Origin of the sequence: Streptomyces sp. NPDC017979, from assembly GCF_044328175.1 — a bacterium.
Classification (GTDB): Bacteria; Actinomycetota; Actinomycetes; order Streptomycetales; family Streptomycetaceae; genus Streptomyces.
Map to the genome: position 1 here is coordinate 186616 of NZ_JBIRGU010000001.1, position 14090 is coordinate 200705.

Annotated in this window: 12 protein-coding genes; all 12 read right to left on the reverse strand. The window is 72.6% G+C overall.

Translation table 11 applies throughout. The features are described 5' to 3' along the window. Window positions 1-146 precede the first annotated feature (146 nt). Entirely contained in the window at window positions 147-1502 is a 1356-nt protein-coding gene (locus ACH4E8_RS00840; protein WP_398443008.1) for a hypothetical protein, read from the reverse strand. 83 nt (window positions 1503-1585) lie between these two features. Continuing rightward, window positions 1586-3220, reverse strand: coding sequence for a citramalate synthase (gene cimA, locus ACH4E8_RS00845; protein WP_398443010.1), 1635 nt, complete (start codon window positions 3218-3220; stop codon window positions 1586-1588). A gap of 445 nt (window positions 3221-3665) precedes the next feature. Beyond that, window positions 3666-4994 carry an MFS transporter gene (locus ACH4E8_RS00850; protein WP_398443012.1) on the reverse strand — a complete coding sequence of 443 codons (1329 nt, stop codon included), beginning with the start codon at window positions 4992-4994 and terminating at the stop codon, window positions 3666-3668. A gap of 133 nt (window positions 4995-5127) precedes the next feature. Then, window positions 5128-5742 carry a TetR family transcriptional regulator C-terminal domain-containing protein gene (locus ACH4E8_RS00855; protein ID WP_398443013.1) on the reverse strand — a complete coding sequence of 205 codons (615 nt, stop codon included), beginning with the start codon at window positions 5740-5742 and terminating at the stop codon, window positions 5128-5130. A 112-nt stretch (window positions 5743-5854) separates the two neighbouring features. Further along, the gene (locus tag ACH4E8_RS00860) at window positions 5855-6808 is read right to left on the reverse strand and encodes a transcriptional regulator (RefSeq protein ID WP_398443015.1); all 954 of its coding nucleotides are present in this window, start codon (window positions 6806-6808) and stop codon (window positions 5855-5857) included. A 58-nt stretch (window positions 6809-6866) separates the two neighbouring features. Continuing rightward, window positions 6867-7925, reverse strand: a complete 1059-nt coding sequence (locus ACH4E8_RS00865) for an agmatine/peptidylarginine deiminase (RefSeq protein WP_398444666.1) — start codon at window positions 7923-7925, stop codon at window positions 6867-6869. 33 nt (window positions 7926-7958) lie between these two features. Next, window positions 7959-9725: an urease subunit alpha gene (locus ACH4E8_RS00870; protein WP_398443018.1), complete on the reverse strand. Its 1767-nt coding sequence runs from the start codon at window positions 9723-9725 to the stop codon at window positions 7959-7961. Then, complete coding sequence (gene ureA, locus ACH4E8_RS00875; protein WP_398443020.1) at window positions 9722-10405, reverse strand: urease subunit gamma; 684 nt, start codon at window positions 10403-10405, stop codon at window positions 9722-9724. Before ureA ends, ACH4E8_RS00870 begins: the two co-directional genes overlap by 4 nt. 105 nt (window positions 10406-10510) lie before the next feature. Beyond that, window positions 10511-11050 carry a tetratricopeptide repeat protein gene (locus tag ACH4E8_RS00880; RefSeq protein WP_398443022.1) on the reverse strand — a complete coding sequence of 180 codons (540 nt, stop codon included), beginning with the start codon at window positions 11048-11050 and terminating at the stop codon, window positions 10511-10513. Between the two features lie 59 nt (window positions 11051-11109). After that, complete coding sequence (locus ACH4E8_RS00885) at window positions 11110-12198, reverse strand: branched-chain amino acid aminotransferase (RefSeq protein ID WP_398443024.1); 1089 nt, start codon at window positions 12196-12198, stop codon at window positions 11110-11112. 324 nt (window positions 12199-12522) lie between these two features. Then, window positions 12523-13563, reverse strand: a complete 1041-nt coding sequence (locus ACH4E8_RS00890; RefSeq protein ID WP_398443026.1) for a 3-isopropylmalate dehydrogenase — start codon at window positions 13561-13563, stop codon at window positions 12523-12525. Between the two features lie 77 nt (window positions 13564-13640). Continuing rightward, window positions 13641-13772 carry a hypothetical protein gene (locus tag ACH4E8_RS00895; protein ID WP_361536953.1) on the reverse strand — a complete coding sequence of 44 codons (132 nt, stop codon included), beginning with the start codon at window positions 13770-13772 and terminating at the stop codon, window positions 13641-13643. Window positions 13773-14090 lie beyond the last annotated feature (318 nt).

The window sequence follows — 14090 nt, forward strand, 5'->3', positions numbered from 1 at the left end:
CGGAGGGCGGAAGGGGAACCTATCCGACGGCCCCCAAGCGCATGCGCGTCGCACGCACGATGGCCGAGAACGGCGTGTGACGCCCGGGTCGGACCGGCACCCGGTCCGCCGCGCTCAGAACTCGCCGTGCGCAGAGCCTGCCGGGCTCAGAACCCGCCGCCGAAGTCCCCGCCGCCGAAGTCTCCCCCGCCGGCACCGAAGTCCGAAGCGCCGAAGTCGGCCCCGGAGGCGTCGCCGCTGCCGAAGTCCCCGCCGCCGTACTCCGCCGCGTACGCGGGTGACGCCAGCACGCCGCCGAGCATCGTGCCCACCAGGAGCGCGGGCAGCAGGCCGCCGGCGAAGTAGCCGCCCGCCCAGGGGCCGTACGCCGGACCCGCCTCCCAGTATGGCCGGCGCCCGGTCTCCGTCTCCACCGTCCGGGCCATCGGGTCGAGACCGTCCGCGAGCCGTGCCTCGTCCGCCGCGCACACCGGCACCTGCCGGGTGGGGCCGCCGGCCGGCGTCCAGTCCACGTCGGTGACGGACGGGCCGTGGCGGGGGTCGAAGAAGCACGGCGGCCGGCGTTCGGGCAGCTCGCGACCGGTGCGGCGGGCGTCCAGGACGGCCAGGCTGAAGCGGCCGTCCGCCAACTCCCCCGTCACCGCCCGCACGTCGGACGGCCGCTCCGCCGAGCCCATCAGGGACTTCGCCCGTTCGTACGCGTCGAGGGCCCGCTCGTAGTCGGCGCGCATCGCGTCGTCCGCGCCCGGCTCCGCGGGGTGGAAGTCCAGCCGGTCCAGCTCTTCCCCGTACGCCGTGATGTCCTCGTCGACGACCACGCGCAGCTTGTCCAGCGCGGCCCGCTCCTCCGCGGCCTTGCGGCGGCGGTTTCGCTGGACGACGGCGAACGTCCCTCCGGCGCCCGCGGCCAGCAGCGCGCCGAAGGCGATCAGCGCACCGGTGTTCATGCTGCCGTCGCCCGCGGCGGCCCAGGAGGCGGGGGCACTGCCCCGTAGCTGCGGCAGCGCCTGGTCGGCGAAGGCGTTCAACTGCGTGGCGGCGTCCGCGCCGGTCGGCGTCTTCACCGCGGTGACCAGGCTCTGCACCTGCTGCGCGGGCATCACTGCGCCGTCCGCGCCGGCGTTGAAGCCGTCACCGAGCCGGACCGCGTACAGCCCCGCCGCGCCGGTGTCGGCGCGCAGGGTGCGCAACACCGAGTCCGCGGGGAAGTCCGCAGTGTTCGGCAGCACGGCGACGAACAGCGGTTTGTCCGCGTCCCTGATCTTGTCCGCGAGCGCCTTGGCGTCGCCCGCGGACAGTTGGTCCGCGGCGCGCGGATCGACGTAGACGGGCCCGTTGCGCAGTGCCTCGGCCGCCGTCTTCGGGCCGAGGGCCGGAGCCTCGGCGGCGGGGGGCGGACCGGGGTCCGCGAGCGCCCCGGGCGCCGCCGCGAAGGCGAAGCCGCTGAAGCCGAGGAGCGCCGCCAGCGTGCCCACGAGTGCGGAGGGGAGCCTGATGCTCATACCTCGACGCTACCCGAAAGGGTGAAACCGAACCTTTCGGGCAGCGTGTGCGGTGGCGGGTCCGCCGGACGGACCCGCGCCGGTCACTCGACGGGCTCGACCCCGGCCCGCAGCAGGCCGTAGGTGTACGCGTCCTCCAGCGCCTGCCAGGAGGCGGCGATGACGTTGTCCGCCACGCCCACCGTGGACCACTCCCCCGCGCCGTCGCCCGTGGTGATCAGCACCCGGGTGGTGGACTCGGTGCCGTGCCGCCCTTCGAGGATGCGGACCTTGTAGTCCACCAGCTCCAACTTGGCGAGCTGGGGGTAGAAGCGCTCCAGGCCCACCCGCATCGCCCGGTCCAGGGCGTTCACCGGGCCGTTGCCCTCGGCGGTGGCGACGATGCGCTCGCCCTTGACCCACAGCTTGACCGTGGCCTCGTTGGCGTGGGAGCCGTCGGGGCGGTCCTCGACGATGGCCCGCCAGGACTCGGTGCGGAAGTAGCGGCGCGCCCGGCCCTCGGCCTCGGCCCGCAGCAGCAGTTCGAAGGAGGCGTCCGCCGCCTCGTAGGTGTACCCCTTGAGCTCGCGCTCCTTCACCCGCGCCACGACCCGGCCGACCAGCTCGCGGTCGCCGCCGAGGTCGATGCCGAGCTCCCGGCCCTTGAGCTCGATGGAGGCCCGGCCCGCCATGTCGGAGACCAGCATCCGCATGGTGTTGCCGACCCGCTCGGGGTCGATGTGCTGGTACAGGTCCGGGTCGACCTTGATCGCGGAGGCGTGCAGCCCGGCCTTGTGCGCGAACGCGGAGAGGCCCACGTACGGCTGGTGCGTGGAGGGGGTGAGGTTCACGACCTCGGCGATCGCGTGCGAGATCCGGGTCATGTCGGCGAGCGCGCCCTCGGGCAGGACCTGCTTGCCGTACTTCAGCTCCAGCGCGGCGACGACGGGGAACAGGTTGGCGTTGCCGACGCGCTCGCCGTAGCCGTTCGCCGTGCACTGCACGTGGGTGGCGCCGGCGTCCACCGCGGCGAGGGTGTTGGCCACGGCGCAGCCGGTGTCGTCCTGCGCGTGGATGCCGAGCCGGGCGCCGGTGTCCGCGAGCACGGTCGCCACGACGGCCTGGACCTGCGCGGGCAGCATGCCGCCGTTGGTGTCGCAGAGGATCACCACGTCCGCGCCGGCCTCGGCCGCGGTGCGGACGACGGCCTTGGCGTACGCGGGGTTGGCCCGGTACCCGTCGAAGAAGTGCTCGCAGTCCAGGAACACCCGCCGGCCCTGCTCGCGCAGGTGGGCCACGGTGTCCCGGACCATCTCCAGGTTCTCGTCCAGGGTGGTGCGCAGCGCCAGTTCCACGTGCCGGTCGTGCGACTTGGCGACCAGCGTGATCACGGGCGCGCCGGATGCGAGCAGCGCCTGGACCTGCGGGTCCTCGGCGGCGGTGGTGCCGGCGCGGCGGGTCGCGCCGAAGGCGACGAGCTGCGCGTTCTTGAAGGTGATCTCCTGCCGGGCCCGGGCGAAGAACTCCGTGTCCCGGGGGTTGGCCCCCGGCCATCCCCCCTCGATGAACCCCACGCCGAAGTCGTCCAGGTGCCGGGCGATGGTGAGCTTGTCGGCGACGGTGAGGTTGATGCCCTCGCGCTGGGCGCCGTCGCGGAGGGTGGTGTCGAAGACGTGGAAGCTGTCGTCCGTCGTCGGTGCCGGCTGCGACTGTGGCTTCGGCTTCGGCTCGGTGTTCATGGCTTGTGCTGCTCCTGTCGGATGGGCGGGTCCCGGAATGACTGGATCCACTTGCCCCTATCCTCTCGCGCGGGGCGCCTGCGGCGGGGGTGGGGCCGGGGCGCGGAGCGCTGCGAAAAAGCAAAAAACCCCTCGCGGGTGCGAGAGGTCTGCGCGCGGGTCTGGGGCACGGTGGCACGGCGTACGGATGGTGACGTACGGGGTGTCACGGCGGACCGGCGCGCCTGCCGATAATCATGGCGAGGGTAGGCACGGTCGCATCCTGCCACACGCCTCCGGCGCGGGCGGCAGGGTCTCACCATCCGGGACGCCGATCTCGACCGCACCCCGGCCCCGCCCCGACGCTTCCCCTGCGCTTCCCTTGCGGGAGCGCTGATCCCTGCGGGCCGTGGCGGGCCGCAGGGATCAGCTCATCCGCAGGGGAAGCGCGCGGCGGGTCTCGACGTCAGGCGGGCGGGACCCTGGAGGCTTCCGGGGTGGAGGGCGCCGCAGGCGACGCACGGCCCACGGACTTCAGGTCGATGTCGCGCGTCTCGCGCATCGTCAGGTACACCACCAGCGACACCGCCGCGCACCCCGCCACGTACCAGTAGTAGCCGGACTCGACCCCCGCGTCCTTGAACCAGAGCGCCACGTACTCCGCCGTGCCGCCGAACAGCGCGTTGGCGATCGCGTACGGCAGGGCCACGCCCAGCGCCCGCACCCCCGTCGGGAACAGCTCCGCCTTCACGCAGGCGTTGATGGAGGTGTAGCCGGTGATGACCACCAGCGCCAGCAGCGAGAGGCCGAACGCCGGCCAGAAGGAGCCGGCGTGCTGGAGCAGGGTCATGATCGGGACGGTCAGGAACGTGGAGCCCAGCGCGAAGGTGATCAGCAGGGGACGACGGCCCACCCGGTCCGACAGCGCGCCCGCCAACGGCTGGAGGCAGGCGAAGACGATCAGCGCGCAGAAGGAGACCAGCGTCGCCGTCTGCTTCGACAGGCCCGCGGAGTTGGAGAGGTACTTCGTCAGATAGGTGGTGTACGTGTAGTACGCGACCGTGCCGCCCATCGTCAGCGCGATCACCAGGACCGCTTCCCGCTTGTGCGCGAGCAGCCCCTTGATGGTGCCCTTCTCCTGCTCGGGGGTGGCCTCGTCGTCCTCCTCGTACACGTCCGTCTCCAGCATGTTGCGCCGCAGGTAGAAGACGACCGCGGCGCCCAGCGCGCCGATGATGAAGGGGATGCGCCAGCCCCAACTGTGCAGTGCGTCGTCGGACATGGTGCGCTGGAGGATGATCTGGAGGCCGAGGCCCAGGATCTGACCGACGGTCATGGAGACGTACTGGAAGCTGGAGGCGAGGCCGCGGCGGCCGGGGGCGGACGCCTCGGTGAGGTAGGTCGCGCTGGCCGCGTACTCGCCGCCGACGGAGAGCCCTTGGAGGAGTCGGGCGACCAGCAGGACGGCCGCGCCGCCGTAGCCGGCGACCGAGTACGTCGGGGCGACGGCGATGAGCACCGCGGACGCGGACATCAGGGTGACGGTGAGCGTCAGCGCCGCCTTGCGGCCCTTGCGGTCGCCGACCCGGCCGAGCAGCCAGCCGCCGACCGGCCGCATGAAGAAGCCGACGGCGAAGATGCCGGCGGTGTTCATCAGCTTGGCGGTCTCGTTCCCTTCGGGGAAGAACGCGCCCGCGAAGTACGTGGCGAAGCTGGCGTACACGAACCAGTCGAACCACTCGACCATGTTCCCGGCGGAGCCGACCCAGATCTTCTTCCAGTGCTCTCGTCCCATGGGCGAAAACCGTGCCGGAGGCCCGTCGGCAGCGACAAGGGTTGCATCGGCAACGATCGGGAGTACTTGCGTGCGTTGCGTTCCCCACCACGGCGATCGATGCCCCGCGACCGACGACCGGCCAGCGGGGGGCTCAGTGCGCAGCGGTGCGCAGCAGCGAGTCGTCGAGGAAGTCGGCCGCGTGCGCGAGCGCGCTCTCGCGGTCCGTGCCCGGCAGCCCCACCGCCACGTGCACGCTGAGCCCGTCGAGCAGCGCCCGCAGCCGGGTGGCGAAGCGGTCCGGCTGCACGGGGCGGAACTCGCCCTGCGCGACGCCCTCGACGAGCAGGGCGACCAGGTCCCGGTGCCACGCGTCCTCCACCGCGGCCTGCCGGGCGCGGGCCGCGTCGTCCGCGTACGCCGAGCGGTTCCACACCTCCAGCCACAGCGTCCAGTGCGGGTCGCGCGGTCCGTCGGGCAGGTAGAGCCGTACGTACGCGTCGAGCCGCGCCGCGGCCGGCGCGGGCCGGGCCAGCAGCGCGCCGCGCTCCGTGCCGAGGCGGCCCTCGCTCCACTCCAGGGTGCGCAGCAGCAACTCGTCCTTGGTGCCGAAGTAGTAGAGGAGGTGGCCGCTGCTCATGCCGACGTCCCGACCGAGGCCCGCCATGGTCAGGGCGTCGAGGCCGCGCTCGGCGATGGTGTCCATGGCGGCGCGGAGCACGGCCTCGCGGGGCGGCGCGACGTTGCGCCGCCGGGCGGGTGGGGTCATACGGCGGCCTCTGCCTTTCTGGCTTCCGGACTCTTCGGCGCACTGGTTCTGCGCCGGCGCCGGCGGCCGGCGCTGATTCACCCGTACGTTCTACCCGATCGGCCGGGCCGACTCATGTGGAAGGGAACAGGTTCTCGTACAGGTCCGCCACGCAGGACTCGTGCAGGTAGGGATCGAGCGCGGCGCGCACGCCCAGCACGTCGCCGCACGCCTCGATGTGCTCCAGGGAGCGGCAGGCGTAGCCGCACGCCTCGTACTCCTCGCCCTCGGCCGCTTCGACGGCGGCCAACCCCAGGTAGAACAGGGAGCGTTGGGCGTGCTCGTCGGGGGCCAGCGGGGCCATCGAGTACAGCAGGGTGCGGCGGGCCTGGCTGGTCAGGCCGGCCTGGAGTTGGACCAGGCCCTTGAGGACGCCGAGCCCGCTGGGGGTGCACCAGTCCAGCCAGTCCTGGGCGTCGCTTCCGGCCGCGGCCAGGGAGGTCTCGGCGTCGGATATCAGCCGCAGGGCCCGTTCGTTCTCACCGGCGCCGGCGGCCCGTTCTGCTTCGACGGCGTCCAGCCAGGCGGTGACGCGGCCGGTCGGCGCACCGCGGCCGGCGAGCGCCCGGGCCTCGGCCAGGACGTCCGCCCCGGCGTCGTCCGACGCGTCGGCGAGGAGCGCCAGGTGACCGAGGGCGGCCGCGCCCAGCAGGGGGTTCCCGGCCTCGTCGGCCGCTTGGCGGGCCTGTCGGAAGCTGAGCTCGGCGCCTTCCCGGTCCTTGAGGCCGTGGTACTGGATGCGGCCGGCGATGAGCCGGGTCTCCGCGAGCGCATCGGCCAGCGCGCGCCGCGCCTCGCCCGCGCGCTCGCCCTCCCCCTCGGCCTTCGCCAGCAGGGCCCCGCCCTCGGCGGCGTGGTCGGTGACGGGCCCGATGAGTTCGGCCGGTTCCGTCGTCCAGTACTGCGCGCGCAAGGACCGGGTGTCCGTCTCGAAGTCCGCGGCGGCCACGGCCTGGACCTCGTGCGCGCCGCCGGTTCCGGGCGCGCTGCCGGCGCCGCGTCGGGCGTCGTCTGCGGTCGGGGACAAGCTCTCTTCACCTCCGGGGAGGGCGGCCCGCATCCCGCCGGCGGGGCCGCCCGATCCGTCAATTGTCCCCCGAACTCCGGTCGACCGCGGGCTGCTGCTGGGTGATGCAGTGGATCCCGCCACCGCCGGCGAAGATCTTCCGGGCGTCGACGAGGGTGACCTCGCGGTCGGGGTAGAGCCGTCGGAAGATCTGCGCGGCCTGCTCGTCGCGGGGGTCGTCGAAGGCGCAGAGCACCACTCCCCCGTTGCACACGTAGTGGTTGATGTACGAGTAGTCGGCCCAGCCGCCGTCCTCGTCGTGCAGGACGGTCGGCGCCGGGACCTCGACGACCTCGATCGGGCGGCCCTTGGCGTCGGTCTGGCTGCGCAGGAAGGCCACGTTCTCGGCGCAGGGTTCGTGGTCGGGGTGGGCCGGGTCGGGCTGGGTGTGGGCGACGATCACCCCGGGTCCGGCGAAGGCGGCGACGATGTCGACGTGGCCGAGGGTGCCGTAGCCGTTGGTGGGGGTCTCGCCGCGGCCGGCCGGCGGCGCGGGGTAGTCGGCGGTCAGCCCGCGGCGCAGCCAGATCGCCTTGGTGGTGCCGAGCTTGGCGTGGATCTCGGCCTCGACCTGCTCCTTGGTCCAGCCCGGGTTGCGCTCGGGGCCGAGTTGGACGGTCTCGGTGAGCAGTACGGTGCCTTCGCCGTCGACGTGGATGCCGCCGCCCTCGTTGACCAGCGGGGAAGCGTGCACGGGGGCGCCGACGAGGTCGGCGACGGCGCGGGCGATCTTCGCGTCGTGCTCCCAGCGGGCCCACGGCTGGGCGCCCCAGCCGTTGAACACCCAGTCCACGGCGGCAAGTCGGGTGCCGTCGGTGACGAACGTCGGGCCGATGTCCCGCATCCAGGCGTCGTCGAGTGCGCGCTCGACGACGTCCACGTCGGGGCCGAGGAGGGCACGGGCGTGGGCTCGCTGGCCGGGTCCGACGACCACCGTCACCGGCTCGTGGCGGCGCACGGCGCGGGCGACGGCGGCCCAGGCGCGCCGGGACTCCGCCAGGTCGTCGCCGGTGAAGGTGGTGTTGGGGACGGGCCAGGCCATCCAGGTGCGCTCGTGCGGGGCCCACTCGGGCGGCATGCGGAACACGGCGGGACTCCAAAGGGGAGGCGGTCAGAGGAAGTAGAGGCGGTTCAGGGAGACGGAGTCGGCCGGCTCCGAGCGGATCGGGGCGCCGTCCAGGGTCACCAGACCGGTGCGGCCGTCGACCCCGACGTCCCCGGTGCGGGAGTTCAGCAGCAGGTCGGCGGGGCCGATGCCGCGGGTGCCGCGGACGGCGACGCGCCGGCGGCGGGTGGGCAGCCGGTCGCCGCCGAGGTCGATCGCGGCCCGGGCGACGAACGCCACGGACAGCTCGGCGGGGGTGGCGCCGTGCGCGCCGAACTGCGGCCCGAGCACCAGGGGTTCGCAGGTGTCGGTGGCCGCGTTCGGATCGCCGGTCACTCCGTACGCCGGGAAGCCGGCCTTCAGTACGAGTTGCGGCTTCGCGCCGAAGTAGCGCGGGTGCCACAGCACGATGTCGGCGAGCTTCCCGGTCTCGATGGAGCCGATCTCGTGGGCGAGGCCGTGCGCGATGGCCGGGTTGACGGTGAGTTTGGCGAGGTAGCGCAGCACGCGCGCGTTGTCGTCGTGGGGGCCGTCGCCCGCCAGCGGGCCGAGTTCGGCCTTCATCTTGCCGGCCATCGCGAAGGTGCGGCGCACGGTTTCGCCGGCCCGGCCCATGCCCTGGGCGTCGGACGAGGTGATGCCGATCGCGCCCAGGTCGTGCAGCACGTCCTCCGCGCCCATGGTGCCGGCGCGGATGCGGTCGCGCGCCATGGCGGCGTCGCCCGGCAGGTCGGTCTTGAGGTCGTGGACGGAGACGATCATGCCGTAGTGCTCGGCGACGGCGTCCCGGCCGAAGGGGAGGGTGGGGTTGGTGGAGGAGCCGATGACGTTCGGCACCCCGGCCATCTTGAGCACGTTGGGCACGTGGCCGCCGCCGCACCCCTCGATGTGGAAGGCGTGGATCGTACGGCCCTCCAGCACCCGCAGGGTGTCTTCGACCGACAGGCACTCGTTCAGGCCGTCGCTGTGCAGCGCGACCTGGACGTCGTGCTCGTCGGCGACGCGCAGCGCGGTGTCCAGGGCGCGGGTGTGGGCGCCCATGTCCTCGTGCACCTTAAAGCCGGACGCGCCGCCCTCCGCGAGCGCCTCGACCAGCGGCGCGGGGTGGGAGGACGAGCCGCGGGCGAGGAAGCCGATGTTCACCGGCCAGGCGTCGAAGGCGCCGAAGGCGTGCCCCAGCGCCCAGGGCGAGTTGACGCCGACGCCCCACACCGGGCCGAACTCCTGGCCGATGACCGTGGTCACCCCGGAGGCGAGGGACGCCTCCATGATCCGCGGGGAGAGCAGGTGGACGTGGGTGTCGACGGCGCCGGCGGTGGCGATCAGCCCTTCGCCGGAGACGATGGTGGTCCCGGTGCCGGTGACGACGTCCACCCCGTGCAGGGTGTCCGGGTTCCCCGCGCGTCCGATGCCGGCGATCCGGCCCTCCCGGATGCCGATGGACACCTTGCGGATGCCCTGGACGGCGTCGATGACCAGGACGTTGCTGATGACGACGTCGCACGTGTCGCGGACGGCGGCGGCCTTGAGGTGCAGCCCGTCCCGGGCGGTCTTGCCGAAGCCGGCGAGGAACTCGTCGCCGGGGTGCTGGGAGTCGGACTCGACGCGCACGACGAGTCCGGTGTCGCCGAGGACGACCCGGTCACCGGCGCGCGGGCCGTGCACGGAGGCGTACTCGTACGGGTCGATCGTGCGGCCGGCCCGACCGTGTTCGCCCCGACGGCGGTCGTCCCGACCGTGCTGGTCCCCGGCGTGGTCATGGCGCCCGCTCATCGGTCCGCTCCCAGGTAGCCGCAGGCCGTCGCCTTCCGCAGGGCCTCCTCCTTGGCGCCCGGTGCGTCCAGCGGTCCGTCCACCAGCCCGGCGAAGCCGATGGCGACGCGGGCGCCGCCGATCGGAACGAGCCCGACCTCACTCTGCCCGCCGGCGTCGAAGCGCACGGAGGAGCCCGCCGGTACGCACAGCCGCATGCCGTACGCCGCCGAGCGGTCGAAGTCGAGCCGCGGATTGGCCTCGAAGAAGTGGAAGTGCGAGGTGACGCTGACGGGGACCGCGGCGGTGTTGCGCACGGCGAGCACCACGGCGGGCACCGGTTCGGGCCCCGCGGGGCCCGGCAGGATCGCCCCGGGCGCGGCGGGGCCGAGACCGGCGCCCGCGATGGGGTCGGAGACCACGGCCAGCCGGGACCCGTCGTCGAAGACGGCCTCCACGTGCACCTCGGTCACCACGTCCGCGACGCCGGGCAGCACGTCGTCCGGCCCGAGCACGGACCGGGCCGCCTCGACGGCCTCGGCCAGCCGCCGGCCGTCCCGCGCCGCCTCGCACACCGTGTCCGCGATCAGCGCGGTGGCCTCGGGCACGTTGAGCCGCAGTCCGCGCGCACGGCGCGCCCGGGCCAGTTCTGCGGCGCTGAAGAGCAGCAGCCGGTCCCGCTCCGTGGGGGTCAGTCGCATTCCGCCACACACCTCCTTTTAGAGCGCCACTCTAAAAGCTGGACGCGCCGAAGAGAAGGATCGACGGGCAAGTTTTCGAGCAGCGCTCAAAAGAAGGCGGCGGTGTCAGTCGAGGGTGCGGTCGAGGTCGGCGGCGTAGTACGCGATGGCCCGGCCGAACTCCCGCACGGTGGGGTCCTCGCTGGTGGTCGCGAGCAGTTGGAGCAGGAGGCGCACGGACTCCTCGTACCGCCCGGTGTTGTAGAGGGCCATGGCCCAGAAGGTCCGCAGCCCGCCGTGGTCCGGGAAGGCGGCGACGGCCTCCCGCAGCGTGGCCTCCGCCTCCTCGTACCGACCGAGCACCCGCAGGGTGCTGCCGAGTCCGAGCAGCGCCTCGCAGCGGTCGGCGGCGGCGAGGCCGTCGCCCGCCAGGGCGCGGCGGTAGTGGGGCACCGCCTCGGCCTCCCGTTCCAGGACGTCGTGCGCCCAGGCGGTCTGGTAGGCCACTTCGGCGTCGTCCGGCCACTGCCGGGAGAGCGCGAGGAGCCGCTGCCGGGCCACCTCCTGCGACTCCCGGTCACCCCGCTCCCGCAGCCGTATCGCCTCGGCCAGCGCGGTGTCCCGCTCTGCCCGCCGTGGTTCCGCTGGTCCTGCCGATGCAGTCATGCCCCCATCCTCACCATCGCGGGAGGACGGGGGCATGACGGGGCCCGGACCCTTCGGGATCAGCCCAACTCGTGCATCCAGCCGTGGCGGTCCTCGGCGATGCCCCGCTGGACGTCCAGCAGGCCCTGGCGGAGCTTGAGGGTGACCTCGCCGGGCGTGCCGTCGCCCTGGACCCACTCGGCACTCTCGGACTTGACCCGGCCGACGGGGGTGATCACCGCGGCGGTGCCGCAGGCGAAGACCTCGGTGAGCGTGCCGTTCGCGGTGTCCCGCGCCCACTGCTCGGTGGAGATCCGGCCCTCTTCGGCCTCGTATCCGAGGTCCGCGGCGAGGGCGAGCAGCGAGTCACGGGTGATGCCGGCGAGCAGCGAGCCGGTCAACTCGGGGGTGACGATCTTGTTCCCGTACACGAAGTACAGGTTCATGCCGCCCATCTCCTCGACCCACTTGTGCTCCAGGGCGTCCAGCCAGACGACCTGGTCGCAGCCCTTCTCGGCGGCTTCGGCCTGGGCGAGCAGGGAGGCGGCGTAGTTGCCGCCGGTCTTGGCGAAGCCCATGCCGCCGGGGACGGCACGGACGTAGTCCTCCGAGAGCCAGACGGAGACCGGCTTGACGCCGCCGGAGAAGTAGGCGGCGGCCGGGCAGGCGATGACGACGAAGAGGTACTCGTTCGCCGGCCGCACGCCGAGGCCGACCTCGGTGGCGATCATGAACGGACGCAGGTAGAGGGACTCCTCGCCCCCGTGCGCCGGCACCCACGCCTTGTCCGCCTGGACGAGGGCGTCACAGGCGGCGACGAAGGTCTCGACCGGCAGCTCCGGCATCGCGAGCCGGCGCGCGGAGGTGCGGAAGCGCTCGGCGTTGGCCTGCGGACGGAAGGTGGCGACCGACCCGTCCGGACGCCGGTACGCCTTCAGTCCCTCGAAGATCTCCTGCGCGTAGTGCAGGGTCATGTTCGCCGGGTCGAGCGAGAGCGGCGCGTACGGGGTGAGCTGGGCGTCGTGCCAGCCGAGCCCCTCGCTCCACTTGATCGTCACCATGTGGTCGGTGAAGTGGCGACCGAATCCGGGGTCGGCCAGGATCGCCGCGCGCTCGGCGTCGGAGAGCGGGTTCGAGGAGTGCTTCAACTCGATCGTGGGCGTCGTCATGAGTGCTGTGTCCTTCACCGTTGGTTGATCGGACCGCGCACACGCCGCTCGTGGTGCTAGGTCGTGTCCGGAAAGTCCCGCCTGGCCTGCGATGCCCTTCGAGCTCAGGGCGCTGCTTTCCGGCCACACCCTAGGACGTCCGAGCAATCCCGTAAGCCACGGCCCGGTTTCGATTATCGCCCTCGGGGCGCGTGCTCGAAACGGGTGGTACGGGGGGAATGTGCGGTCCGGAGTGCTGACTGGTGGATCAGTGCACCCGGGGCCGCACAGGAGGAAGCCGCCGGGCGCTTCGCGACCCGGCGGCTTCGTGGTGGAGTCGTCGGGTCAGGTCGCCACGCGTACCGCGAGCGCGTCGCCGATCTCGTCCGTCGTGCGGAAGGTTCCATCGCGCTGGGCCAGGTCGGCGGAGGCGGCCTCCTCGATGCGGCCGGCCTCGGCGTCGAAGCCGAGGTGACGCAGGAGGAGGGCGACGGAGAGGATCGTGGCCGTCGGGTCGGCCTTGCCGGTGCCCGCGATGTCGGGCGCGGAGCCGTGGACCGGTTCGAACATCGACGGGAAGGCGCCCGTCGGGTTGATGTTGCCGGAGGCCGCCAGGCCGATGCCACCGGTGACGGCGGCGGCCAGGTCGGTGAGGATGTCGCCGAAGAGGTTGTCGGTGACGATGACGTCGAAGCGCTCCGGCTGGGTAACGAAGAAGATCGTCGCGGCGTCGACGTGCAGGTAGTCGGTGGTGACCTCGGGGTACTCCTGCCCGACCCGGTCGAAGATGTTCTTCCACAGGTGACCGGCGTACACCAGGACGTTGTTCTTGTGGACCAGCGTCAGCTTCTTGCGGGGGCGGGAGTTGGCCCGCTCGTACGCGTCGCGGACGACGCGCTCCACGCCGTACGCGGTGTTCAGGCTGACCTCGGTGGCGACCTCGGCGGGCGTGCCGGTGCGCAGCGAGCCGCCGTTGCCCGTGTACGGGCCTTCGGTGCCCTCGCGCACGACGACGAAGTCGATCTCGGGCCGGCCGGCGAGCGGGGTCGCCGTGTTCGGGAAGAGCTTCGAGGGGCGCAGGTTCACGAAGTGGTCGAAGGCGAACCGCAGCTTCAGGAGGAGCCCGCGCTCCAGGACGCCGGAGGGCACGGAGGGGTCGCCGATGGCCCCGAGCAGGATCGCGTCGTGCTCCTTGAGGGCCGCCAGCTCCGCGTCGGGAAGGGTCTCACCGGTGCGGTGCCAGCGCTGGGCGCCGAGGTCGTACTCCTTGGTCTCCAGCTTCACGTCCTGCGGGAGGACGGAGGTCAGGACCTTGAGGCCCTGGGCGACGACCTCTCGGCCGATGCCGTCACCGGGGATCACTGCGATGTTGAGGCTGCGGGGCATGGGGGCACCCTACTGGCTGTCCCACCCCATGACACGAGCTGTCCAGCTTTTGGACAGCACGGCTGCCGGGGCGACCTTCACAGGCTCGGGGAACCGCCGTTGTCGCGACGGTCGAGCGCGCGCTGCAGGGCCGCGGCGGCGTTCTTCCGGTCGGACTCGGTGGTGCGGACGTGACGGACGCGGACGCGACGGACGCTCGGTGCGGACATGGTGGATCGACTCCTTGAGATCGCGGGGATTTCGAGGCGCCGGGCGGGGCGGTGCGCCTGCCCCAGGGGTGACCTGGCAATGGCACGGGCGCGAACCGCCGTTCGCTGGATCGAGCGAGGCGTTCGGCTCCTACAAAAGTAGGGCAGCGGAGCGTCGCTGTCTCTACAAATAGTTGGGCTTCCTACTATCTGAGACGGAGATCATGGAACCCGCAGGTCAGAGGGGGCCGGCCGGGCGCTGATCAACTCACTCGATTGGAGGTCCGGCCGTCAGGCCAGCTGCTGGAGACCGACGACCCGTAGCAGCCGCAGTTGCTC

Coding starts and splice junctions, on each gene's coding strand:
- ACH4E8_RS00840 (WP_398443008.1), bottom strand. CDS start 1,502: ATGAGCATCAGGCTCCCCTCCGCACTCGTGGGCACGCTGGCGGCGCTC.
- cimA (WP_398443010.1), bottom strand. CDS start 3,220: ATGAACACCGAGCCGAAGCCGAAGCCACAGTCGCAGCCGGCACCGACG.
- ACH4E8_RS00850 (WP_398443012.1), bottom strand. CDS start 4,994: ATGGGACGAGAGCACTGGAAGAAGATCTGGGTCGGCTCCGCCGGGAAC.
- ACH4E8_RS00855 (WP_398443013.1), bottom strand. CDS start 5,742: ATGACCCCACCCGCCCGGCGGCGCAACGTCGCGCCGCCCCGCGAGGCC.
- ACH4E8_RS00865 (WP_398444666.1), bottom strand. CDS start 7,925: ATGCCGCCCGAGTGGGCCCCGCACGAGCGCACCTGGATGGCCTGGCCC.
- ACH4E8_RS00870 (WP_398443018.1), bottom strand. CDS start 9,725: ATGAGCGGGCGCCATGACCACGCCGGGGACCAGCACGGTCGGGACGAC.
- ureA (WP_398443020.1), bottom strand. CDS start 10,405: ATGCGACTGACCCCCACGGAGCGGGACCGGCTGCTGCTCTTCAGCGCC.
- ACH4E8_RS00880 (WP_398443022.1), bottom strand. CDS start 11,050: ATGACTGCATCGGCAGGACCAGCGGAACCACGGCGGGCAGAGCGGGAC.
- ACH4E8_RS00885 (WP_398443024.1), bottom strand. CDS start 12,198: ATGACGACGCCCACGATCGAGTTGAAGCACTCCTCGAACCCGCTCTCC.
- ACH4E8_RS00890 (WP_398443026.1), bottom strand. CDS start 13,563: ATGCCCCGCAGCCTCAACATCGCAGTGATCCCCGGTGACGGCATCGGC.
- ACH4E8_RS00895 (WP_361536953.1), bottom strand. CDS start 13,772: ATGTCCGCACCGAGCGTCCGTCGCGTCCGCGTCCGTCACGTCCGCACC.